20 protein-coding genes are annotated in these 21,575 nt (G+C 68.2%); 14 read left to right on the forward strand and 6 right to left on the reverse strand.

Annotated elements, in window-relative coordinates; all coding sequences use genetic code 11:
• Positions 1-77: 77 nt before the first annotated feature.
• Genes asd through rsgA form a run of 3 tightly spaced genes read right to left on the reverse strand, consistent with a single transcriptional unit; the run spans position 78 to position 2,843 of the window.
• The gene (gene asd, locus ACR80S_RS02870; protein ID WP_435400797.1) at positions 78-926 is read right to left on the reverse strand and encodes an archaetidylserine decarboxylase; all 849 of its coding nucleotides are present in this window, start codon (positions 924-926) and stop codon (positions 78-80) included.
• Positions 927-953: 27 nt separating this feature from the next.
• On the reverse strand, positions 954-1,784 hold the full coding sequence (locus ACR80S_RS02875) for a sulfurtransferase (protein ID WP_435400798.1): 831 nt from the start codon (positions 1,782-1,784) through the stop codon (positions 954-956).
• Between the two features lie 15 nt (positions 1,785-1,799).
• Positions 1,800-2,843 (reverse strand): small ribosomal subunit biogenesis GTPase RsgA, encoded by a 1,044-nt coding sequence (gene rsgA, locus ACR80S_RS02880; RefSeq protein WP_435402530.1) that lies wholly within the window; start codon positions 2,841-2,843, stop codon positions 1,800-1,802.
• Between the two features lie 107 nt (positions 2,844-2,950).
• Between rsgA and orn the strand changes: the two genes are divergently transcribed.
• Complete coding sequence (gene orn / locus ACR80S_RS02885; protein WP_435400800.1) at positions 2,951-3,538, forward strand: oligoribonuclease; 588 nt, start codon at positions 2,951-2,953, stop codon at positions 3,536-3,538.
• Positions 3,539-3,635: 97 nt separating this feature from the next.
• Here orn and queG read toward each other — a convergent pair whose 3' ends face one another.
• Positions 3,636-4,733 carry a tRNA epoxyqueuosine(34) reductase QueG gene (queG, locus tag ACR80S_RS02890; protein WP_435400801.1) on the reverse strand — a complete coding sequence of 366 codons (1,098 nt, stop codon included), beginning with the start codon at positions 4,731-4,733 and terminating at the stop codon, positions 3,636-3,638.
• Between the two features lie 98 nt (positions 4,734-4,831).
• Here queG and ACR80S_RS02895 point away from each other — a divergent pair, with 98 nt between their 5' ends.
• The 11 genes from ACR80S_RS02895 to ACR80S_RS02945 all read left to right on the forward strand — a co-directional run bounded on the left by ACR80S_RS02895 (position 4,832) and on the right by ACR80S_RS02945 (position 18,038).
• On the forward strand, positions 4,832-6,349 hold the full coding sequence (locus ACR80S_RS02895; RefSeq protein ID WP_435400802.1) for an NAD(P)H-hydrate dehydratase: 1,518 nt from the start codon (positions 4,832-4,834) through the stop codon (positions 6,347-6,349).
• Positions 6,330-6,851: a tRNA (adenosine(37)-N6)-threonylcarbamoyltransferase complex ATPase subunit type 1 TsaE gene (tsaE, locus tag ACR80S_RS02900; protein ID WP_435400803.1), complete on the forward strand. Its 522-nt coding sequence runs from the start codon at positions 6,330-6,332 to the stop codon at positions 6,849-6,851. The genes ACR80S_RS02895 and tsaE overlap by 20 nt, the downstream gene beginning before the upstream one ends.
• Positions 6,848-8,293, forward strand: a complete 1,446-nt coding sequence (locus ACR80S_RS02905) for an N-acetylmuramoyl-L-alanine amidase (RefSeq protein ID WP_435400804.1) — start codon at positions 6,848-6,850, stop codon at positions 8,291-8,293. The genes tsaE and ACR80S_RS02905 overlap by 4 nt, the downstream gene beginning before the upstream one ends.
• A 20-nt stretch (positions 8,294-8,313) precedes the next feature.
• The gene (gene mutL, locus ACR80S_RS02910; RefSeq protein ID WP_435400805.1) at positions 8,314-10,296 is read left to right on the forward strand and encodes a DNA mismatch repair endonuclease MutL; all 1,983 of its coding nucleotides are present in this window, start codon (positions 8,314-8,316) and stop codon (positions 10,294-10,296) included.
• Positions 10,297-10,392: 96 nt separating this feature from the next.
• Positions 10,393-11,331 (forward strand): tRNA (adenosine(37)-N6)-dimethylallyltransferase MiaA, encoded by a 939-nt coding sequence (gene miaA / locus ACR80S_RS02915; protein WP_435400806.1) that lies wholly within the window; start codon positions 10,393-10,395, stop codon positions 11,329-11,331.
• Between the two features lie 123 nt (positions 11,332-11,454).
• Positions 11,455-11,703, forward strand: a complete 249-nt coding sequence (gene hfq, locus ACR80S_RS02920) for an RNA chaperone Hfq (protein WP_290905992.1) — start codon at positions 11,455-11,457, stop codon at positions 11,701-11,703.
• An 8-nt stretch (positions 11,704-11,711) separates the two neighbouring features.
• Positions 11,712-13,046, forward strand: a complete 1,335-nt coding sequence (hflX, locus tag ACR80S_RS02925) for a ribosome rescue GTPase HflX (protein ID WP_435400807.1) — start codon at positions 11,712-11,714, stop codon at positions 13,044-13,046.
• Between the two features lie 134 nt (positions 13,047-13,180).
• A complete protein-coding gene (gene hflK, locus ACR80S_RS02930; RefSeq protein WP_435400808.1) occupies positions 13,181-14,434 on the forward strand; it encodes an FtsH protease activity modulator HflK in 1,254 nt (417 codons plus the stop codon).
• Positions 14,435-15,319 (forward strand): protease modulator HflC, encoded by an 885-nt coding sequence (gene hflC / locus ACR80S_RS02935; protein ID WP_435402531.1) that lies wholly within the window; start codon positions 14,435-14,437, stop codon positions 15,317-15,319.
• Between the two features lie 186 nt (positions 15,320-15,505).
• Positions 15,506-16,681, forward strand: a complete 1,176-nt coding sequence (locus ACR80S_RS02940) for an ATP phosphoribosyltransferase regulatory subunit (protein WP_435402532.1) — start codon at positions 15,506-15,508, stop codon at positions 16,679-16,681.
• A gap of 61 nt (positions 16,682-16,742) precedes the next feature.
• Complete coding sequence (locus ACR80S_RS02945) at positions 16,743-18,038, forward strand: adenylosuccinate synthase (protein ID WP_435400811.1); 1,296 nt, start codon at positions 16,743-16,745, stop codon at positions 18,036-18,038.
• A 103-nt stretch (positions 18,039-18,141) separates the two neighbouring features.
• Here the strand turns inward: ACR80S_RS02945 and cobO are convergent, their stop codons facing one another.
• Both cobO and ACR80S_RS02955 read right to left on the reverse strand, forming a co-directional pair.
• Positions 18,142-18,741: a cob(I)yrinic acid a,c-diamide adenosyltransferase gene (gene cobO / locus ACR80S_RS02950; RefSeq protein ID WP_435400812.1), complete on the reverse strand. Its 600-nt coding sequence runs from the start codon at positions 18,739-18,741 to the stop codon at positions 18,142-18,144.
• Positions 18,742-18,805: 64 nt separating this feature from the next.
• On the reverse strand, positions 18,806-20,302 hold the full coding sequence (locus tag ACR80S_RS02955) for a RimK family protein (RefSeq protein WP_435400813.1): 1,497 nt from the start codon (positions 20,300-20,302) through the stop codon (positions 18,806-18,808).
• Positions 20,303-20,466: 164 nt separating this feature from the next.
• On the opposite strand from ACR80S_RS02955, the gene ACR80S_RS02960 reads away from it, so the two are divergent.
• Positions 20,467-20,967, forward strand: coding sequence for a GNAT family N-acetyltransferase (locus tag ACR80S_RS02960; protein ID WP_435400814.1), 501 nt, complete (start codon positions 20,467-20,469; stop codon positions 20,965-20,967).
• A gap of 53 nt (positions 20,968-21,020) precedes the next feature.
• On the forward strand, positions 21,021-21,506 hold the full coding sequence (locus ACR80S_RS02965; protein ID WP_435400815.1) for a YajQ family cyclic di-GMP-binding protein: 486 nt from the start codon (positions 21,021-21,023) through the stop codon (positions 21,504-21,506).
• Positions 21,507-21,575: the final 69 nt, after the last annotated feature.

A 21,575-nucleotide genomic window follows, 5' to 3' on the forward strand; every position in this document is an offset into this window, starting at 1 on the left:
CATGGGTGGCATCGGTAGCGCCCAGGGATGGGTTCACAGCGCCTCCGCGCAGACTTCCCACCGGGAAAGCCCGGGTTCTATTTCGTCTTCGTCATATACCCTAAAGACTGCCCCATCTGCACCTTGGCGCCGGGTGCGATGTTGTCGGCGAAGCTGACCGGCTCGGCGAAGGCCATCACCACCGTGGAGCCGAGCTTGAAGCGGCCCATCTCCTCGCCCTTCCCCAGGCGCACCAGCGTGTCGAAGCGGATGCGCTGCACGCCGCCCTGGGGCAGCGGGCTGATCTGCCCGGCCCACACCGTCTCGATGGCGGCGACGATCATTGCTCCCACCAGCACCATGGCCATGGGGCCCTGCTCGGTGTCGAAGTGGCACACCAGGCGCTCGTTGCGGGCGAACAGGTTGGTCACATGCTCGGCGGTGGCGGCATTTACCGAGAAGAGCCGCCCCGGTACGTAGACCATCTCTTTCAGGGTGCCGCTCACCGGCATATGCACCCGGTGGTAGTCGCTGGGGGAGAGATAGACGGTGGCGAAACTGCCACCGAGATACCGCCTGGCGGCCTCGCCGTCCCCGCCCAGCAGCTGCATGGCCGAGAAGTGTTGTCCCTTGGCCTGCAACAGCTGGCCTGCCTCGATGGGGCCAAACTGCGATAGTCGCCCGTCGGCAGGGCTCACCACCCCCTCGCCTATGGGGCGGGCGCCTTCCTCCAGTTCGCGAGTGAAGAAGTCGTTGAAGGTGGCATAGGCCGTCGGGTCGGGCTCGGCTGCCTCATCCATGTCCACCTTGAACTGGCGGATGAAGGCGCGCACCAGGGCGTCCTTCAGCCAGGGCGTGCGGCATTCGGCCAGGCGCCCCACCAGCCGCGAGAGCAGGTGGTGGGGCAGCGGGTACTGGATCAGGGCAAAGAGTCGGGAGAGTGACAAGGGGGTTCCTGTTTCTATGTTTGAGTGCTAGTTCTCGACCGGGGTGTCGTCGCGGTTGCCCCACTCCTTCCAGGAGCCGGGGTAGCCGCGGATCTTCTCGAAGCCCAGCGCGCGGCCCACCAGCCAGGTGAAGCCGCTGCGGTGGTGGCTCTGACAATGGGTGGCGACCTCCATATCGGGGGTCAGGCCGAGCGCCTCGAGCTCGGTGATCAGCTCGGCGTAGTCGCGGATGCGCAGGCCGCGCTCCGGGTCCATGGCGCGGGTCCACTCCATGTTCACTGCGCCGGGAATATGGCCCAGCTGCCTGTTCTCGCCCTTCTCGCCGCGGTACTCCTCGGGCGAGCGGGCGTCCCAGATGGCAAAACCCCTCTCGCCGAGGCGCTCGGTGAGCTCGACACGGTCAATGGCCGCCTCCGGGTGGAGAATCTCCGCCTCGTACTCGCCCGGCGTCGGGGCGGTGGGCTCGGTGGAGACCGTCAGGCCATCCTGGCGCCAGGCGTGGATGCCGCCGTTTAGGTAGGAGTAGCGGGTGTGGCCGATCAGTTCCAGTGTCCACAGCAGCCGGCCGGCCCAGCCGCCGCCCTCATCGTCATAGGCCACCACGTGGGTGTCCCGGGTCAGTCCCAGTTCGCTGAACAGCGCGGAGAGCTGTTCCTCGGTAGGTTCCAGGCAGGGCACCTCTCCCGAGCCGCGCATCAGCCGGCCCTTGTCGAGGAAGACGGCGCCGGGCACGTGGCCCTCGACGTAGCTCTCGGCCTTGAGGGGCACGTCGATGATCAGCAGCGACGGCTCGTCCAGGTGATCGGCGAGCTGTTCGGGCTCGATGATCAGCGGCAGCAGATTGGCTTCGGAACTCATGGGACTCTCCTTACCTTATTGTTCCAGCGAGTCGAGGATGCGGCGGTAGCTGGCAAAGCGCTCGGGGTGGACCTTGCCGCGCTCCAGCGCCTCCAGCAGCGCACAGCCCGGCTCCTGGCGGTGGCGGCAGTCGCGGAAGCGACAGTGCCCGAGCAGGTCGCGGAACTCGATGAAGCCCTCGGCGACCTGCTGCTCGTCGAGGTGGCCGAGACCGAACTCGCGGATCCCCGGCGAATCGATCAGCTCGGCCCCCTCGGCACTCGGCAGCGTGTAGAGGCGCGCAGTGGTGGTGGTGTGGGTGCCCTTGCGGGTGCCCTTGCGGCTGTCCTTGGAGAGCGCGCCGATGCGCAGCTCCTCGTCGGGAAGCAGGCGGCCGATCAGCGACGATTTGCCCACGCCGCTTTGGCCCACGAACACCGAGGTGCGCTCGGCAAGCCGAGCGTGCAGGGCATCGAGGCCGTCCTCGCGCTCGGTGGTGGTGGTCACCACCGGGTAGCCCAGCGCCTCGTAGCGCTGCAGCAGCGCCAACAGCTCGCCGCCGCCCTCAGGGAGAAGGTCGATCTTGTTGAGCACCAGCACCGGGGCGATGCCCGTGGCCTCGGCGGCCACCAGATAGCGGTCGATCAGGTTGGGGTGGGGCTCGGGCTCCACGGCAAACACGATCAGGATCTGGTCGATGTTGGCGGCCACCGGTTTGAGCTGGCCCCGGGCGTCGGGTCGCTCCAGCACGCTGTCGCGCTCGCCACGGGCCACCACCACGCCCTCCACGATGGCGCCCTCGGCATCCTGGCGGCCACGCCAGATCACCCGGTCGCCGGTGACCAGGCCCTCGAGGTTGGCGCGCAGGTGGCAACGCACCGCCTCGTCGCCATCCTCCGGGCGGACGTCCAAGGTGCGTCCGAAATGGGCAACGACGCGGCCGGGCTGCTCGGGGCCATACTCGCCGGCGGCCAGCTTCTCGCCGTCCTTCTCGTCGAGTCGGGTGGCCCGGGCGGCCCGTTCGGCCTGGATCTTCTCGATGCGCCAGCGTTGCTGGCGGTTCAACTTGCGTTTGCTCATGGCGGCCCGAAGCTCGTTACAATAGGGGCATTGTACGCACCTAGGGCGCCCGCTGTCGCGAGCCGCCACGCAAGGAACCTAGTCACAGGACTGGTCAAGGAACCTAGATGAGCAAGAGCAACGAACCCAAGGATCCGCGCAAGAGCCGCCTGGTCTGGATCGACCTGGAGATGACCGGACTCGACCCGAACCGCGAGCGGATCATCGAGGTAGCCACCCTGGTCACCGACGCCGAGCTCAACGTCGTCGCCGAGGGCCCGATGATCGCGGTCAAGCAGCCCGACGACCTGCTCGACGCCATGGATGAGTGGTGCACGAAGACTCACGGCGAGTCGGGGCTGACGGCGCGTGTGAAGGCGAGCGTGACCGAGACCGCCCAGGCCGAGCGGCAGACCCTCGAGTTCCTGCGCGAGCACGTCGATCCCGGCACCTCGCCCATGTGTGGCAACAGCGTCCACCAGGACCGTCGCTTCCTGGAGCGGGAAATGCCCGAGCTGCTGGCCTTCTTCCACTACCGCAACCTGGACGTCTCGACCCTCAAGGAGCTGGCCAAGCGCTGGAACCCCGGCGCCATGGCGGGCTTTCACAAGCGCAACGTGCACCTGGCCATGGACGACATCAAGGAGTCCATCGCCGAGCTGGTCCACTACCGCAACACCTTCCTGCGCCTACCGGGCCAGTGGGGCGACGAGTAGGAGTAGGGCCTGTCACTGCGTGGCTTGGTGACGGTCAGCCTGCGTAAGCGGCGCCGGAGACCTGTCGCCGGTAAAGCCGCGACTCCAGGCAGGCTGTTCAGCCGCTGGCAATCAGTCGCCGGCGCTTCCCCCGCTGGCGAGCCAGCGCCCAGCGCACGTGTTCGCGCACCAGATCAGAGGGGTGGGGCAGTCGCGCCCGCAGCGCGGCCTCCACCGCCTCGCTCCAGGGGGCGTTGCCCAGCCCGACGGCGAGGTTGCGCAGCCATCGCTCGTAGCCGATGCGGCGGATCGGGCTGCCGGCGGTCTTCGCCAGGAACTCCTCCTCGCCCCAGGCAAACAGCGAGAGCAGGCTGGCGCGGTCCAGGTCGTGGCGGGGGGCGAAGTCGGCTTCCTGGGTGGTGCGGGTGAAGCGGGTGAAGGGGCAGACCAGCTGGCAGTCGTCGCAGCCGAACACCCGGTTGCCCATGGCTTCCCGGTACCGCTCGGGAATGGCGCCGTGAAGCTCGATGGTGAGATACGAGATGCAAGCTCGGGCGTCCACCACCCGGTCCTCGACGATGGCGCCGGTGGGGCAGGCCGTGCGGCAGGCGCTGCAGCTGCCGCAGTGCTCGTCCTCGAAGGGGGCATCCACCGGCAGCGGCAGGTCGGTGTAGAGCTCGCCCAGGAAGAACAGTGAGCCGGCCCTGGGGTTGAGCAACATGGCGTTCTTGCCGAACCAGCCGAGCCCCGCCTTGCGCGCCAGCGCCCGCTCCATCACCGGGGCGGAGTCCACGAAGGCGCGATAGCCGATCGGTCCCACCTCGGCCTCGATCCACTGGGCGAGCGTCGCCAGGCGCTTGCGCATCAGCTTGTGGTAGTCCCGCCCGGTGGCGTAGCGCGACACGTAGGCGCGCTCGGGCCGCCCCAGTACCTTCGCGGTTTCCACCTCGGCGGGCAGGTAGTCCAGGCGCACGCTGATCACGCGAACGGTCCCCGTCACCAGCTCGGCGGGGCGGGTGCGTTTGGTGCCGTGCTTGGCCATGAACCCCATCTCGCCGTGGTGGCCGGCCGCCAGCCAGCGAGCCAGGCGAGCCTCGTCCTCGGCCAGATCCACGTCGGTGATGCCGAGCTGCTGGAAGCCCAGCTCGCACCCCCAGGCCTTGATGCGCTCGGCCAGCGCGGCGAGGTCATTAGCAGAGAGCGAGGAGTGATCCATGATCGTGAATATACCGGGCAAGTGAGGCCAGGCGATTGGCGCCGGCGACGTGAAACGACACACTGATGGTAAAGCAAGCTTCAGCGAGGAGACACCGTATGTCTGGCGAGACCCTGCCCCCCCTCTACCGCGCCGAGCAGGTGCGCGAGCTCGACCGGCGTGCCATTGTCGGCGGCATTGCCGGCTTCGCCCTGATGCAGCGTGCGAGCGCCGCCGCCTGGCAGCTGCTGCGTCATCGCTTCCCCGAGGTTTGCTCGCTGACGGTGCTTTGCGGCGCCGGCAACAATGGCGGCGACGGCCACGTGCTCGCTGCCCTGGCCGCCGCCGAGGGCCTGAGGGTGCAGCGCCTCCTGATCAAGGACATCGACGAGCTCACCGGCGATGCGCGTCTCGCCGCCGACATGGCCACGGCGGCCGGCGTCGGCGCCGAGCCCTGGGCGCCGGGCAGGGTGCTGGAGGGGGAGCTGCTGGTGGACGCCCTGCTCGGCACGGGTCTCGACGGCGAGGTGCGTGGCGCCTTCCGCGAGGCCATCGCCGCCATCAACTCCTCGGGCCGGCCGGTGCTGGCCATCGATATTCCCTCCGGGCTGCACGCCGATACCGGCGCGATGCTCGGCGAGGCCGTGCGGGCCACCGCGACGGTCACCTTCATCGGCGACAAGCTGGGACTGCATACCGGCGCGGCGAGGGATCACGTCGGCGAGCTTCATTTCCGTGCCCTGGGCGTGGACGCGGCGGGCGAGGCCGATCTGGTACCGGCAGCGTACCTGCTGGAGGAGGGACTGATCGGCTCCTGGCTGCCGCCGCGCAAGCGTACCGCCCACAAGGGCGATTGCGGCCATGCGCTGATCCTGGGCGGGGCGCCGGGCTTCGGCGGGGCGGCGTTGCTCGCCGCCGAGGCCTGCGCGCGGCTGGGTGCCGGCAAGGTGAGCCTCGCCACCGCCCCGGAGCACGTCGTCGCCTGCCTCACGCGACGTCCCGAGGTGATGGCCCATGGGGTGCGCGGGGCCGCCGATCTCGGCGAGCTGCCCCGCCGTGCCGACGTGCTGGTGGTGGGCCCTGGCCTGGGGCAGGGCAGCTGGGGCCAGGGGGTGCTGCAGGCGGCGCTCGCCGCCGGCCGGCCGCTGGTGGTGGACGCCGATGGCCTCAACCTGCTGGTGACGCGCTTCTCCTCGACGCGCCGCGGCGATTGGATTCTCACGCCGCACCCGGGAGAGGCGGCCAGGCTGCTCGGGTGTTCGGCCGCCGAGGTGGAGGCGGACCGCCCCGCGGCGGCGCTGGCGCTGCGCGAGCGCTGGGGCGGGGTGGTGGTGCTCAAGGGGGCCGGGACTCTGGTGGCGGGTCCTTCGGGCCTCGCCGTCTGCCCCTTCGGCAACCCCGGCATGGCCAGCGGCGGGATGGGCGATGCGCTCTCCGGCATCCTCGGCGCGCTGCTGTCCCAGGGAGTGCCGCTCGAGGCCGCGGCCCAACTGGGGGTGCTGGTGCACGCACTGGCCGCGGATCTCGCTGCCACACAGGCCGGGGAACGTGGTCTGCTGGCCGGCGATCTGGCATCCTATGCGCGAATTCTGGTCAATCCGACGATGGGCGCTGACGATGCTGCTGCGACTCGATGATGAAGCCCGCCAGGTGGCTTTAGGCGAATGCCTGGGGCGGGCCCTGGAGGGGCGTGGGCTGGTCTATCTCGAGGGCGAGCTTGGCGCTGGCAAGACCACTCTGGCCCGCGGCGTGCTGCGAGCCTACGGCCACCGTGGTGCGGTGAAGAGCCCCACCTATACGCTGGTGGAGCCCTATGAGCTGGACGGCGTGCGGATCCACCATTTCGACCTCTATCGGCTCGGCGACCCCGAGGAGCTGGAGTTCATCGGTGGCCGCGACCTGCTGGCCGAGGATGCCCTGTGCCTCATCGAGTGGCCCGGCCGCGGCGAGGGCTGGCTGCCGACGCCCGACCTGCGCATCCACCTGACGCTGGCCGGGACGGGGCGAGAGGCTCGGCTCGAGGCCCGGAATCCCGGTGGGGAGCAGCTGCTGGCGAGACTGGCAGTCATGCCCGAGTTGGCCGCCTGCCACCTCAGGGAAGATCCCGATGACGCCAGGGAGGGCGAGGCCGCACGATGACCCAATGGCTCATTCGCGGCCTGTTGGCCGCCGCCCTGCTGTGGTTTCCCCTGGCGGGCCTCCAGGCCGCCCAGGTCGATAATGTGCGCCTGTGGGCGGCACCGGACCATGCGCGCCTGGTGTTCGACCTCGCCTCGCCGACCCAGGCCAATGTCTTTGCGCTCGACAATCCGCGGCGCCTGGTGATCGACCTGGATGACAGCCGCATGGCCGCGGACCTGGCCGGCATCGACCTCGCCGGCAGCGCCATCAGCCGCATTCGCAGCGGGGTGCGAGACGGCAATGGACTGCGCGTGGTGCTGGAGCTAGAGCGCGAGGTGGAGCCCCGCCACTTCAGCCTGGCGCCCAATGACCAGTATGGCCATCGCCTGGTGGTGGATCTCGAGTACCCAGGCGAGAGCGCCGTGCATGACCCGATCGATCCCATCGAGGCGATGATCCGCGAGCAGGAGATCGCCGCCAACCGTCCCCGCGTCGAGTCGGGGGGCGCGCCGGCCCGGGTGACGCCGGAGCCGGCGGAGGCCCTGCAGCAGGCCCAGCCCCATCCTCGGCGCGACATCATCATCGCCATCGACCCTGGCCACGGCGGCGAGGACCCCGGCGCCATCGGCCCCGGCGGCACCCGTGAAAAGGACGTGGTGATGGAGATCTCCCGGCGCCTGCAGCGGCTGGTGGACGAGGCTGAGGGGTTTCGCGCGGTGATGATCCGCGACGGCGACTACTACATCGGCCTGCGTCAGCGCACCCAGATCGCCCGGGACCAGAAGGCCGACTTCTTCGTTTCCATTCACGCCGATGCCTTCACCAGTCCGCGCCCCAACGGCAGCTCGGTGTATGCGCTCTCCCAGCGCGGCGCCACCTCCGAGACCGCCCAGTGGCTGGCGGCCAGCGAGAACCGCGCCGATCTGATCGGCGGCGTGGACGGCAATCTGTCGCTCAAGGACAAGGACGAGGTGCTGCGTGGCGTGCTGCTCGACCTGACCATGACCGCCACGCTCAACGACTCGCTCTCCATCGGCGGCCAGGTGCTAGACCAGCTTGGGCGGGTGAATCGACTCCACCGCAGCCGGGTGGAGCAGGCCGGTTTCATGGTGCTCAAGTCGCCGGATATCCCGTCGCTGCTGATCGAGACCGGCTTCATCTCCAACCCGGACGAGGAGCGCCGGCTGCGCGACTCCAGCCATCAGCAGGGCCTGGCCAGGGCGATCTTCTCGGGGCTGCAGGATCACTTCCGTCGCAATCCGCCGCCGGCCAGCCTGCTGGCCTGGCAGCGCGACAATAACCGCAGCACCGGCGGCAACGAATACCGCATTCAGCCAGGCGATACGCTCTCGCAGATTGCCGTCCGACATAACGTCTCAACGGATCGTCTCAAGCAGGCCAACGAGCTCAACGGCGACGTGATCCGCGTGGGACAGGTGCTGCGCATTCCGCGGACCTGAATCGACTGGCAGGGAGTGATATGAGCGAACCGCGCCCCATCCGGGTCCTCGACCCGCGACTGGCCAACCAGATCGCCGCCGGTGAGGTGGTGGAGCGTCCCGCGTCGGTGGTCAAGGAGCTGGTGGAGAATGCCATCGACGCCGGCAGCCGGCGCATCGAGGTGGAGCTCGAGGCTGGCGGCACTCGGCTGATCCGCGTGCGCGACGACGGCAGCGGGATCGGCGAGGCGGACCTGCCGCTGGCGCTGTCGCGTCATGCCACCAGCAAGATCATCTCCCTGGAGGAGCTGGAAGGGGTGGCGAGCCTGGGGTTTCGCGGCGAGGCGCTGGCCTCGATCAGCTCGGTGTCACGCCTGGAGCTTACCTCCAACGCTGCCGAGGACCCCACCGCCGGCTGGCGAGTGGTGGCCGAGGGGCGCAACATGGAGCCCCGGGTCAGCCCGGCGCCCCATGCCCGGGGCACTTCGGTGACGGTGCGTGATCTGTTCTTCAATACCCCGGCGCGGCGCAAATTTCTGCGCATGGAGAAGACCGAGTTCGGTCACGTCGAGGAGGCCTTCCGCCGTCAGGCGCTCTCCCGCTACGACATCGGCTGGACCCTGCGCCACAACCAGAAGACTCTCCACCAGCTGCGCCCCGGCGACGACCAGGCCTCCCGGGAACGGCGCGTCGCCGCGCTGCTCGGGAAAGCCTTCCTGGAAAACGCCCTGCACCTGGACCTTGCGGCCTCGGAGCTGCGGCTGTGGGGCTGGGTGGGTCTGCCCACCCACTCCCGGGCTCAGGCCGACCAGCAGTACTTCTTCGTCAACGGTCGGGTGGTGCGCGACCGCCTGGTGGCCCACGCCGTGCGCCAGGCCTATCGCGACGTGCTGTTCAGCGGCCGCCACCCGGTGTTCGTGCTCTACCTGGAGGTGGACCCGGCGGTGGTGGACGTCAACGTCCACCCCACCAAGCACGAGGTGCGTTTCCGCGACGGCCGCCTGGTCCACGACTTCCTCTTCTCCAGCCTGCATCGGGCCCTGGGCGAAGCTCGGGCCGGCCATCCGGGGGCCGGCCACTCGGCACACGGGGACGAGGAGGTGAGCGAGGCGAGCGAGGCGACGCAAGAGCCGCCGGTTTCTCCCGCTGACCCGCAGCGGGTGGCCGAGAACCCCGGCCGCTGGCAGCAGCAGCCCATGGCCCTGCCGGGCCGTGACGATGCGGGTGGCAAGGTGACACCCGACAGGGTGAGAGCCTTTATGGAGGGCTATCGGGCGCTGCACCCGAGCCATGAGGAGAGCCTGCTCACGCCCCAGCCGGCGGCCCCAGTAGCCGATGGCACCGGGGTGGGGGGCGCCGCCGCCGAAGTGGCCGTGGCCGAGCGTCAGGCCATTTCAGCCACGCGCCGCACGCCGCTGCCCGAGCAGGATGATACCCGCGCACCGCCCCTGGGCTACGCCATCGCCCAGCTTCACGGCGTCTATATCCTCGCCCAGAGCGAACGCGGGCTGATCCTGGTGGACATGCACGCCGCCCATGAGCGCATCGTCTACGAGCGCATGAAGAGCCAGGTGCACGGCGGACGTTTGGACGCCCAGCCGCTGCTGGTGCCGGTGTCGCTCGCCGCCAGCCCCGCCGAGGTGGCCACCGCCGAGGCGGAGCGCGAGGCCTTCACCCGCTTCGGTGTGGAGCTCGATGTGGCCGGCCCCGAGACCCTGCTGGTGCGCCAGTTGCCGGTGCTGCTCGCCGACGCCGACGTGGAGCCGCTGATCCGCGATATGCTTGGCGACCTGGAGCGCTACGGGCGCTCCGACCGCCTCGAGGCCCATGTCAACGAGCTGCTCGCTACCATGGCCTGCCACGGTAGTGTGCGCGCCAACCGCCAGCTGACTCAGGCCGAGATGAACGCCTTGCTGCGCGATATGGAGCGCACCGAGCGCAGTGGCCAGTGCAACCACGGCCGCCCCACCTGGACCGAGATGAGCATGAAGGAGCTGGACCGGCTCTTTATGCGCGGCCAATAGGGCGACTGCCTCGACCTTTTGCCACGGTGGCCGGGCCTTCGCGACGAAGTAAGGTCCACGTCCATGACATCGAATGACAAGAGCCGCTGATACGCCATGCCTGATCCCCGTCCTCCCGCCATCCTGCTGGTGGGTCCCACCGCCGCCGGCAAGACCGAGCTTGCCATCGCTCTGCATCAGCACCTGGGCGTCGAACTGATCAGCGTCGACTCCGCCATGGTCTACCGCGGCATGGACATCGGCAGCGCCAAGCCCTCCCCGGAAGAGCTGGCCCGCGCGCCCCACCGGCTCATCGATATCCGCGACCCCGCCGAGCCCTACTCGGCGGCGGAGTTCCGCGAGGACGCCCTGCACGAGATGCGCGAGATCACCGCCGCCGGCCACGTGCCCCTGCTGGTGGGCGGCACCATGATGTACCTGAAGCAACTGCTGCACGGGGTGGCCAACCTGCCAAGGTCGGACCCGGCGGTGCGCGCGGAGCTTGAAGCCGAAGCCGAGGCGCATGGCCTCGCGTCGCTGCACGAGGCGCTCGACCGGGTCGACCCCGCCTCGGCGGCGCGCATCCACCCCAACGACCCCCAGCGGTTGATGCGCGCGCTGGAGGTCTATCGCTTGAGCGGCCGACCGCTCAGCGAGCTGTGGGCCGAACAGCGTCCGGAAACCTTTCCCTGGCGCACGCTGTCGATAGGACTCGCTCCGGTGGATCGGGCCGTGCTGCATGAGCGCATTGCCCTGCGCTTCGTGGCCATGCTAGAGGGCGGCTTCATCGAGGAGGTGGCGATGCTACATGCCCGCGGCGACCTGTCGCCGGACCTGCCGTCGATGAAGAGCGTCGGCTATCGTCAGGTCTGGACCTATCTCGATGGGGACGCTGACCTCGATATCCTGTGCCACCATGGCATCGTCGCCACTCGCCAGCTGGCCAAGCGCCAGCTGACCTGGATGCGCAGCTGGGAGGAGCTTGAATGGGTCGACAGCCTGGGGGCGGACCCCCTGGGGCAGGTGCTGAAACTCGTGCGCGATTTCGGCACTTAGCGTAAGATACGCCATTCACAAGCCGGGTAGCCGGGCTCGTCGCGGCCAAGGCCGTGCCAGGTCGGCAACAGCAGCACACCACGATACAACGTCAACCTTAGAGACAATGTCAGGGAGAGCAACATGTCCAAAGGGCAGTCCCTTCAAGATCCGTATCTGAACATCCTGCGCAAGGAGCGCATCCCGGTATCGATTTTCCTGGTCAACGGCATCAAGCTGCAGGGTCAGATCGAGTCCTTCGACCAGTTCGTCATTCTGCTGCGCAACACCGTCAGCCAGATGGTCTACAAGCACGCCATTTCCACCGTGGTGCCGTCGCGCAACGTGCGCCTGCCGGTCCAGGACCCTGCCGAGGCGCAGGACAGCCAGTGAGGTAGTGATTGTTTTTCGAACGTCCCGACGCCGGTGAAACGGCCGTCCTCGTCCATGTGGACTTCCAGGACGAACAGAAACGCGAGGATGCGGGCGAGTTCCTGGAACTCGTTCGCTCCGCCGGTGCCGTACCGGCCACTCTGCTGACCGGCAGCCGCCAGCGGCCGGATCCCCGTACCTTCGTGGGTTCCGGCAAGTTGGAGGAGCTTCGTGAGTTGATGGGGGTCCACGGCGCCGAGCTGGTGATCTTCAACCATGCCCTGAGCCCTTCCCAGGAGCGCAACCTCGAACGCGAGCTGAAGTGCCGGGTGCTCGACCGTACCGGCCTGATCCTCGACATCTTTGCCCAGCGGGCGCGTACCCATGAGGGCAAGCTGCAGGTCGAGCTCGCCCAACTGGAGTACATGTCCACCCGCCTGGTGCGCGGCTGGACCCACCTGGAACGTCAGAAGGGCGGCATCGGCCTGCGCGGTCCCGGCGAGACCCAGCTGGAGACGGACCGTCGCTTGCTGCGGGCTCGCATCAAGTCGATCCACCGGCGGCTCGACAAGGTGCGCAGCCAGCGCGAGCAGAACCGTCGTTCCCGGGCCCGGGCCGAGATTCCCAGCGTTTCCCTGGTGGGCTACACCAACGCCGGCAAGTCAACGCTGTTCAACGCGCTGACGTCCTCCGAGGTCTATGCGGCCGACCAGCTCTTCGCTACCCTCGACCCAACGCTGCGACGCCTGGAGGTCGAGGACGTGGGGCCGGTGGTGCTGGCCGACACGGTCGGCTTCATCCGCCACCTGCCCCACAAGCTGGTGGAGGCGTTTCGTGCCACCTTGCAGGAGGCCGCCGAAGCGACCCTGCTGGTGCACGTGATCGACGCCGCTGACCCGGACCGGGAGCTTAATGAACAACAGGTCGAGCTGGTGCTCGACGAGATCGGCGCCCTGGAGGTGCCGATGCTCAAGGTGATGAACAAGATCGACCTTCTCGACAGCGCCCCGCGCATCGAGCGCGACGGCGAGGGGCGCCCCGAGGTGGTGTGGCTCTCGGCGCAGGAGGGCAGGGGGCTGGACCTGCTGGCTCAGGCCCTGGCCGAGCGGCTGGCCGACGACGTCCTCGACTTTTTCCTCACCCTGGCGCCGGAGCAGGGCCGGCTGCGTGCGGCCCTTCACGAGCTGGGCGCGGTGCGCGACGAGGCCTTCGATGAGCAGGGCGATACCCGATTGCAGGTGCGCCTGCCGCGTCGCGACTTCCTGCAGCTGATGTCGCGGCTTGGCGAGCGCGCCGATGACTACCTACCCCAGGCCCTGCGTGATCGCGAGGCCTGGGAAGAGGAAGAGCAAGGGGCAGGTTAGGTACGGGCAGACGATAACAACGACGACACGGACGACGGGCGCCACCGTCCTGAAGGACGGGGCGCCGACAGGATCGCAACCGAAGTCCCGGCCGGCTCGCCGGCGGGGGCCGCAACACATAGTGGAGAAGACCTATGGCCTGGAATGAGCCTGGTGGTGGCAACCAGCACGACCCCTGGAGTGGTGGTGGCCGTCGCGGCGGCAACGGAGGCGGAGGCAATGGTGGTGGCGGCGGTAATCGCGGCGGCAATCAGGGCCCACCCGACCTCGATGAGGCCCTGAAGAAGTTTCAGGACAAGCTCAACGGCATGCTCGGCGGCCGTGGCAGCAAGGGTGCCGGTGGCAAGGGCGGCAAGGGCGGCAAGGGCGGCGGCGGCAAGCCGCGCAACGTCTTTGCCCTGCCGGGTCTGCTGATCGTGGTGGCCCTGGCCATCTGGGCGGCCACCGGCTTCTACCTGGTCGACCAGTCGGAGCGGGGCGTGGTGCTGCGTTTCGGCAAGTTCCAGGAAGTGGTCAGCCCCGGCTTGCACTGGAACCCGCCGCTGATCGACGACGTGCGCATGGTCAACGTGACCCGCGTGCGCTCGCTGACCCAGACCCAGGCGATGCTGACCCGCGACGAGAACATCGTCGAGGTCGAGATCTCGGCCCAGTATCAGGTGTCCAACCCCCGCGACTTCGTGCTCAACGTGCGCAACCCGCAGCTCTCCATCGAGAACGCGCTGGATTCCGCCCTGCGTCACGTAGTCGGCGGCACCGACATGATCGAGATCCTGACCTCCGGTCGTGAGATCCTCGGCAGCTCAGTGTCCAGCCGCCTGCAATCCTACCTGGACAGCTACGGCACCGGCATCCGCCTGCAGACCATCAACATCGAGTCCACTACCGCGCCCGGCCCGGTCATCGACGCCTTCGACGACGTGATCCGTGCCCGCGAGGACCGCCAGCGGACCATCAACCAGGGCATGGCCTACGCCAACGCCATCATCCCCGAGGCCCAGGGTCAGGCGCAGCGCCTGGTCGAGCAGGGTCAGGGTTACCGCGAGTCGGTCGTTGCCGAGGCGCGTGGTCAGGCCAACCGCTTCAACGCGCTGCTCTCCCAGTACCAGGACTCGCCGGCGATCATGCGCGAGCGTCTCTACCTGGACGCCATCGCCGAGATCTTCGGCAGCACACCCAAGGTGCTGGTCGACGTGGCCGATGACAGCCCGCTGATGTACCTGCCGCTGGACCAGATGGGCAACGGCGGCACCGGCGGTTCTTCCTCCGGCGAGCGCCTGGGCGAGGAGGGTGAGCTCGACCCGCGGGTGCTGGAGCGCCTGCGCTCCGGCCAGACAACCTCGAGCACGAGCAGCAATACCGGTGGAATCCGCAGGGAGGGCCGCTAAATGATCAATAATCGTTCCCTGCTCATTGTCGGCGGCCTGGCCGCCGTGGCTTGGCTTGCCAGCAACAGCCTCTACGTGGTCGACGAGACCGAGCGCGCCGTCAAGCTGCGCTTCGGTGAGGTTATCGAGGAGAACATTCAGCCGGGCCTGCACGCCAAGGTGCCGATCACCCAGACCATCCGCAAGTTCGATACCCGGGTGCTGACTCTGGATACCGACACCAGCCGCTACCTGACTCTCGAGCAGAAGGCAGTGATCGTCGACTCCTACGTCAAGTGGCAGGTGATCAACCCGACCCGCTACTACGAGGCCACCGCCGGCGACGAGATGATGGCGATCCGCCTGATCCAGCCCCGGGTCGACGAGAGCCTGCGTAACGAGTTCGGCCGACTGGATCTCCAGCAGATCATCGCCGAGCGTCGCGACGACCTGATGATCGGGCCGACCCAGGACCTCGATGCCCTGCTGCGCGAGGAACTCGGCGTTGCCATCGTCGATGTGCGCGTCAAGCGGATCGATCTGCCCGAGGATGTCTCCGCGGCGGTGTTCGAACGGATGCGCTCCGAGCGCGAGCGCGAAGCCCGCGAGTGGCGTGCCCAGGGTCAGGAAGAGGCCGAGCGTATCCGCGCCAACGCCGATCGCCGACGCCAGGTGCTCCTGGCCCAGGCCACCGAGCGAGCCGAGACCCTGCGCGGTGAGGGTGACGCCGAGGCCGCTGCCATCTTCTCGGAGTCCTACTCCCAGGACCAGGAGTTCTTCACCTTCTGGCGCAGCCTGAACGCCTATCGTGAGAGCTTCCAGGGCGATGGCAACATGCTGGTGCTCGATCCTTCCAGCGACTTCTTCCGCTACCTGAAGAGCGCGGTGCCTTCCAGCGGCGAGTGAGTGCGACCTGCGCCGGGGTTCATCCCCGGCGCAAACGTGATAGAATCCTTGAACCGGGCGTGGCCCGGTTTTTTTGTGGCCGTCTATCTCAGGACCTAGCGCAAGCCCTGTCGCACATCGACGTTCGCCGAGACTTCGGTTCGAGCGTCCCTGCGGCCATTTTCACTGCCTTGCAGGATGATTCACATGACCATCGCTGACCGCTGGCTGCTGCCCGACGGCATGGATGAGGTGCTGCCGCCCCAGGCGAGCCGCATGGAGGAGCTGCGCCGCGCGCTGCTCAATCTCTACCATTGCTGGGGCTATGACCAGGTGATGCCGCCGACGGCGGAGTTTCTCGACTCCCTGCTGACCGGCACCGGCTCCGACCTGGCCCTGCAGACCTTCAAGCTTACCGACCAGCTCACCGGGCGCATGATGGGCGTCAGTGCCGATGTCACTCCCCAGGTGGCGCGCATGGACGCTCACTCCCTGAAGCGCCAGGGGCCGGTGCGGCTCTGCTACTGTACCAACGTGCTTCGTGCCACCGCCGACCAGCATCAGAGCGGCCGTAGCCCCGTTCAGGTGGGCGTCGAGCTGTTCGGCCACGCGGGCATCGAGGCGGATCTGGAGATCCTCCACCTGGCGCTGGCCAGCCTCGCCGCCGCCGGCGCCGAGGAGATTCACCTGGCGCTGGGACATATCGGCATCTACCGTAGCCTGGTCGAGGCGGCCGGGCTCGAGGGGGACGCCGAGCGTGCGCTGTTCGAGGCCCTGGAGCTCAAGAGCCCTGGCGAGCTGGCCGAGCGGGTGGCGCAGAGCGTCGAGGATCCGGCCCTGGCCGAGATGTTCCTGGCGCTTGGCCGTCTGCACGGCGGCGCCAAGGTGCTGGAGCAGGCCCGCGAGGCCTTCGCCGTGGCGCCGGCCGCGGTAGGCGCGGCGCTGGACCAGCTGCGAGCCCTGCACCAGGGCGTGCTGGCCAGCCACCCCGAGGTGGCGCTCTACTTCGACCTGGGTGAGCTGCGCGGCTATGCCTATCACACCGGCATGATGTTCGCCGCCTATGTGCCTGGCTACGGCCAGGCGCTGGCCAAGGGCGGCCGCTATGACGACACCGGGCGCGCCTTCGGGCGCGCCCGGCCGGCCACCGGCTATTCCATGGACCTCAAGCTGCTGGCGGGGCTGTCTCCCACGGAGCCACCCGACGACGGCATCTGGGCACCGGCCGAGGGCGAGGGGCTGCATTCGGCCGTGGTGGCCCTGCGGGCGAAGGGAGTGCGGGTGGTGCAGGCGCTGCCGGGGCAGCGCACCGGGCCGGTCGAGCACCACTGCGACCGCGAACTGGTGTTCCGCAATGGCCACTGGCAGGCCGTGGCACTGTAGACTGGGTTAACCCTTGGGCGCGACGGCCTGCCGGCGCGCGGCAACGAGAGACGAGAGAGCAATGGGCAAGAACGTAGTGGTACTGGGCACCCAGTGGGGTGACGAGGGCAAGGGCAAGGTCGTCGACCTGCTGACCGAATCCGCCGCCGCGGTGGTGCGCTTCCAGGGCGGCCACAACGCCGGCCATACCTTGGTGATCGACGGCGAGAAGACCGTCCTGCACCTGATCCCCTCCGGCATCCTGCGCCCGGACAAGATGTGCGTGATCGGCAACGGCGTGGTGCTGTCGCCCGAGGCGCTGATCAAGGAGATCCGCGAACTGGAGGCCAAGGGCGTGCCGGTGCGCGAACGCCTTCGCCTGTCGCCGGCCTGCCCGTTGATCCTGCCCTACCACGTGCGTCTCGACCAGGCCCGCGAGAGGGCCCGCGGTATCGCCAAGATCGGCACCACCGGTCGCGGTATCGGTCCCGCCTACGAGGACAAGGTGGCCCGCCGCGGTCTGCGACTGGGGGATCTGCAGCACCGTGAGCGTTTCGCCTCCAAGCTCGGCGAGGTGCTGGATTATCACAACTTCGTGCTGGTCAACTACCACGGCGAGGCGCCGGTGGATTTCCAGGAGGTGCTGGACGAGGCCATGGTGATGGCCGAGGAGCTGCGTCCCATGGTCTGCGACACCGTGGGCCTGGTACACGACTACCGCAAGGCAGGCGACAACATCCTCTTCGAGGGCGCCCAGGGCTCGCTGCTGGATATCGACCACGGCACCTACCCCTTCGTGACCAGCTCCAACACCACCGCCGGCGGCACCGCCACCGGCTCCGGCGTCGGTCCGCTCTACTTGGACTACGTGCTGGGGATCACCAAGGCCTACACCACCCGGGTCGGGTCTGGTCCCTTCCCCACGGAGCTCTTCGATGAGCACGGCCGCCACCTGGCCGAGCGCGGGCACGAGTTCGGGGCCACCACCGGGCGCCCACGTCGCTGCGGCTGGTTCGACGCCGTGGCCTTGCGCCACGCCGTGCAGATCAACTCGGTCTCGGGCATCTGCCTGACCAAGCTCGACGTGCTCGACGGCCTCGAGAACATCCGTGTCTGCGTGGGCTACCGCAGCAAGGACGGCGAGGTGCTGGACACGCCGGTGGACTCCGAGGGCTACGAGGCCATTGAGCCGCTCTACGAGGATCTGCCGGGCTGGAGCGAGTCGACCATTGGCGCCCAGCGCGTCGAGGACCTACCCGCCAACGCTCGCGCCTACATCCGCTATCTCGAGGATAAGGTCGGGGTAAGCATCGACATCATCTCCACCGGACCGGATCGCAACGAGACCATCGTGCTGCGCAACCCCTTCGAGGGCTGATCGCCAGGCATGTTAATAATCCAGGCTCGGTAACATAGATAACAGCAAGAGGCTCCGCATCTGCGGGGCCTTTCTCGTAGCACCTTTCGAAGCAGCCACAGACTCAGAAGTCGATGCCGCGGCGCGCCTGCACGCCCGAGTTGAAGGCGTGGCGCACCTCCTGCATCTCGGTGACGGTGTCGGCCAGGGCGGTGAGCTCGCGGTGGGCGTTGCGCCCGGTGACGATCACGCTCTGCTCCGGCGGGCGGTTGTCGATGGCGCGTTTGACGGTCTCGATATCCAGGTAGCCGAACTTGATCATGTAGGTGAGCTCGTCGAGCACCACCAGATAGAGCTCGGGGTCGGCCAGCATGCGCTCTGCCTCGACCCACACCCGCTGGCAGGCGGCGGTGTCGGCCTCCCGATTCTGGGTATCCCAGGTGAAGCCGGTGGCCATGATCGCCACCTCCAGATTGGGGTCCTCGACCAGGCGTTCGCGCTCACCGCACTCCCATAGCCCCTTGATGAACTGCACCACCCCGACCCGGTAGCCGTAGCCGAGTGCCCGGGTCACGGTGCCCCAGGCGGCGGTGGTCTTGCCCTTGCCGTTGCCGGTGAAGACCAGTAACAGGCCGCGCTGTTCGGTGGCGGCGGCGACCTTCTCGTCGACGTGGGCCTTGAGTTTCTGCATCGATTGCTGGTGGCGGGTGTCGCGATCGTTCATCGGGGCTCCGTCTTTGTACAGGGTTTGTCAAAAATTGAGAGCTTACGCCAACCCGCGTGTCACGTCAGCCACCCTGGCCCACCCGTGCCTCCATACGCGCCAGGAAAACCGCCATGATGCGCTCATAGAGGGCTCGACCGAGCACCGCATCCTCGATGCCGGCGTCCACATTGGGGTTGTCGTTGACCTCGATCACCACCACCCGCTCGCCGGCCTGCTTAAGGTCGACCCCGTAGAAGCCGTCGCCGATCAACCGGCAGGCCTTGAGCGCCGCCTTTATCACTGCCGCCGGTGCTTCGGCTGGGTCGTGGGTGGTGAAGCCTCCGCTCTTCACCCGGGCGCCGGAGTGGTCGTAGATCTGCCAGTGGCCTCGGGCCATGTAGTAGCGGCTGGCGAACAGCACCTGGCCATCCAGTACGCCGATGCGCCAGTCGTACTCGGTGGGCAGCCACTCCTGGAGCAGCAGCAGGGCGGAGTCCCGGAACAGGCGGGCGGCCTCGCGCTCGAGATGGGCCTGGTCGGTCACCTTGACCACCCCTCGGGAGAAGGCGCCGTCTGGCACCTTGAGCACTAGCGGGAAGGCGAGGTTGCCGAGCCGCTCGGCCAGGGGCCGCCGGTCGCCGCGCTGCAGCAGTGCGCCCTCCGGCGCCGGCACCCCGCGGGCGCGCAGCAGGGCGTGCAGGTAGACCTTGTTGGTGCAGCGCAGGATGTCCCGAGGCGAGTCGATCACCACCAGCCCCTCGTGCTCCGCGCGCCGCGCCATGCGGTAGGTGTGATGGTCCAGCGCCGTGGTCTCGCGAATGAACAGGCCGTCGAACTCGGCCAGCCGGCCGGCGTCGCGGCGGGTGATCAGCGACACATCGATGCCCTGCTTGCGTCCGGCCCGGATGAACGCCTTGAGCGCGCCGCGGTTGCTGGGCGGCAGCGTCTCCTTGGGGTCCACCAGGATGGCCAGGTCGAAGCGGTAGCGGCGGCGCGCCTTGGGGGTTCGCCACACCTGGCGCGAGTGGCGGTTCAGGGCGCTGGCGAACAGGTCCTGCTCCTCGGCGGCCAGGTCACGCAGCCCTAGCGGCCGCAGGCGCACCAGCCGCCACAGGTCATGGCGACGCACCAGCCTGGCCTCCAGCAGCGGGCAGGGCAGCCGCTCGAACAGCTTGCGGGCGAGCCGCGCCAGCGCCGGTTCATGGCACTCGCCGAACAGCACGCGAAGGGTGAGGACGTCGCCGGGCAGGGCGCCGTCGCGGGCGAGCTCGCCGAGCAGCGGGGCCAGGGTGTCCAGCTGCAGGTCGATCAGCGCCTTGCGCGACAACTCGTTGAGCGTCTCCACCGTGGGCAGTACCCGCTGGCCGCGGGCCTGGGCCAACAACGACACGTAGTAGCCGCTGCCCAGGTAGTCGAGCTCGCCGCACAGGTTGAGCACATGGGTGGTGCGGTCCTGCGCCTCGTTGACCCGGTGACGGCGATCCTGGGCCAGGAAGTCGGCGGCGGTGATCAGGTCCTCGGAGGGGTAGTAGGGCTGCCAGTCGTCGAGGCGGTCGACGACGATACGCAAGGGGCACATGGGGCGCTTTCCGCTTAAAAGAAGAGAGGAAGACAACGCGCTCAGCATGGGGCAGGGAGGGCCGGCGGACAATCGGCCGGTACAGTGAAAAGATTTCATGTTGTCGTCCGCTGACAGCCGCTACCGCGCTGCGCAAAATCATCGCTTCGACCCAGGAGCCCCCCATGACCACCCGACTGCGTCCGGCTACCTCCCATGATCTGGATGCCCTCTACCGCTTGGAGCAGAGTGCCTTTGCCGGCGACCGCTTCAGCCGCCGCCAGCTATGGCACCTGCTTAATCGCGCCCACGCCGTGACCTGTGTGGTCGAGCGGGAGGCCGACGGCCTTTCGTCGGCCCGCCTGCTGGGCTACGGCACCCTGCTGTTTCGCCAGGGTAGCCGCCGGGCGCGGCTCTACTCCTTCTGCGTGCATCCCGACGCCCGCGGCGGCGGCCTGGGGCGTCAGCTGCTCGAGTGCCTGGAGGGAGAGGCGCGGGCCCGGGGCAGCGCTCGGCTGGGCCTCGAGGTGCGCGCCGACAACCGGGTCGCCCTGAAGCTCTACCGACGCATGGGCTTTCGCCTGGAGCGCTGGCTGCCGGAGTATTACGAGGATGGCTGCGCCGGCTGGCAGATGGTCAAGGCGCTCGAGACGCTGGCGGCAGGCGCAGCGAGCGTCGCGGACTGATAGAATTCGGAAGCTTCACAGCACCTTCTTTTTCACGTCCTTCAGGAGCCGCCATGCCCTCCTTCGATATCGTTTCCGAATTCGACGGCCACGAGGCCAGCAACGCCGTCGATCAGGCCAACCGCGAAGTCCAGTCCCGCTTCGACTTCAAGGGCGTCACCGCCAGCTTCGAGCTCAGCGGCGAGACGGTCTCGCTTGAGGCCGAGGTGGACTTCCAGCTCAAGCAGATGCTCGACGTGCTGCGCGGAAAATTGATCGCACGCGGCATCGACGCCCGCTGCATGGATGTCCAGGACCCGGTGCTCTCCGGCGTGCGCGCCCGCCAGGAGGTGACCCTCAAGCAGGGCCTCGACCAGAAGGAGGCCAAGGAGATCACCAAGCGCATCAAGGACGCCAAGCTCAAGGTCCAGGCACAGATTCAGGGCGACAAGGTGCGCGTCACCGGCAAGAAGCGCGACGACCTGCAGGCGGTGATGGCGATGCTGCGCGGCGAGGGCGGCCCCGACCTGCCCCTGCAGTTCGACAACTTCCGCGACTGAGCGGCCCCGAGGCCCTTGTCGCCCCGATTTTGGTCAATCAGTGAGCCCGCTTTGAGGTTGGGAGGGCGG

It is taken from the genome of Halomonas salsilacus (assembly GCF_051216275.1).
Classification (GTDB): Bacteria; Pseudomonadota; Gammaproteobacteria; order Pseudomonadales; family Halomonadaceae; genus Halomonas.

Coding starts and splice junctions, on each gene's coding strand:
- ACR80S_RS02875 (WP_435400798.1), bottom strand. CDS start 1,784: ATGAGTTCCGAAGCCAATCTGCTGCCGCTGATCATCGAGCCCGAACAG.
- rsgA (WP_435402530.1), bottom strand. CDS start 2,843: ATGAGCAAACGCAAGTTGAACCGCCAGCAACGCTGGCGCATCGAGAAG.
- orn (WP_435400800.1), top strand. CDS start 2,951: ATGAGCAAGAGCAACGAACCCAAGGATCCGCGCAAGAGCCGCCTGGTC.
- queG (WP_435400801.1), bottom strand. CDS start 4,733: ATGGATCACTCCTCGCTCTCTGCTAATGACCTCGCCGCGCTGGCCGAG.
- ACR80S_RS02895 (WP_435400802.1), top strand. CDS start 4,832: ATGTCTGGCGAGACCCTGCCCCCCCTCTACCGCGCCGAGCAGGTGCGC.
- tsaE (WP_435400803.1), top strand. CDS start 6,330: ATGCTGCTGCGACTCGATGATGAAGCCCGCCAGGTGGCTTTAGGCGAA.
- ACR80S_RS02905 (WP_435400804.1), top strand. CDS start 6,848: ATGACCCAATGGCTCATTCGCGGCCTGTTGGCCGCCGCCCTGCTGTGG.
- mutL (WP_435400805.1), top strand. CDS start 8,314: ATGAGCGAACCGCGCCCCATCCGGGTCCTCGACCCGCGACTGGCCAAC.
- miaA (WP_435400806.1), top strand. CDS start 10,393: ATGCCTGATCCCCGTCCTCCCGCCATCCTGCTGGTGGGTCCCACCGCC.
- hfq (WP_290905992.1), top strand. CDS start 11,455: ATGTCCAAAGGGCAGTCCCTTCAAGATCCGTATCTGAACATCCTGCGC.
- hflK (WP_435400808.1), top strand. CDS start 13,181: ATGGCCTGGAATGAGCCTGGTGGTGGCAACCAGCACGACCCCTGGAGT.
- hflC (WP_435402531.1), top strand. CDS start 14,435: ATGATCAATAATCGTTCCCTGCTCATTGTCGGCGGCCTGGCCGCCGTG.
- ACR80S_RS02940 (WP_435402532.1), top strand. CDS start 15,506: ATGACCATCGCTGACCGCTGGCTGCTGCCCGACGGCATGGATGAGGTG.
- ACR80S_RS02945 (WP_435400811.1), top strand. CDS start 16,743: ATGGGCAAGAACGTAGTGGTACTGGGCACCCAGTGGGGTGACGAGGGC.
- cobO (WP_435400812.1), bottom strand. CDS start 18,741: ATGAACGATCGCGACACCCGCCACCAGCAATCGATGCAGAAACTCAAG.
- ACR80S_RS02955 (WP_435400813.1), bottom strand. CDS start 20,302: ATGTGCCCCTTGCGTATCGTCGTCGACCGCCTCGACGACTGGCAGCCC.
- ACR80S_RS02960 (WP_435400814.1), top strand. CDS start 20,467: ATGACCACCCGACTGCGTCCGGCTACCTCCCATGATCTGGATGCCCTC.
- ACR80S_RS02965 (WP_435400815.1), top strand. CDS start 21,021: ATGCCCTCCTTCGATATCGTTTCCGAATTCGACGGCCACGAGGCCAGC.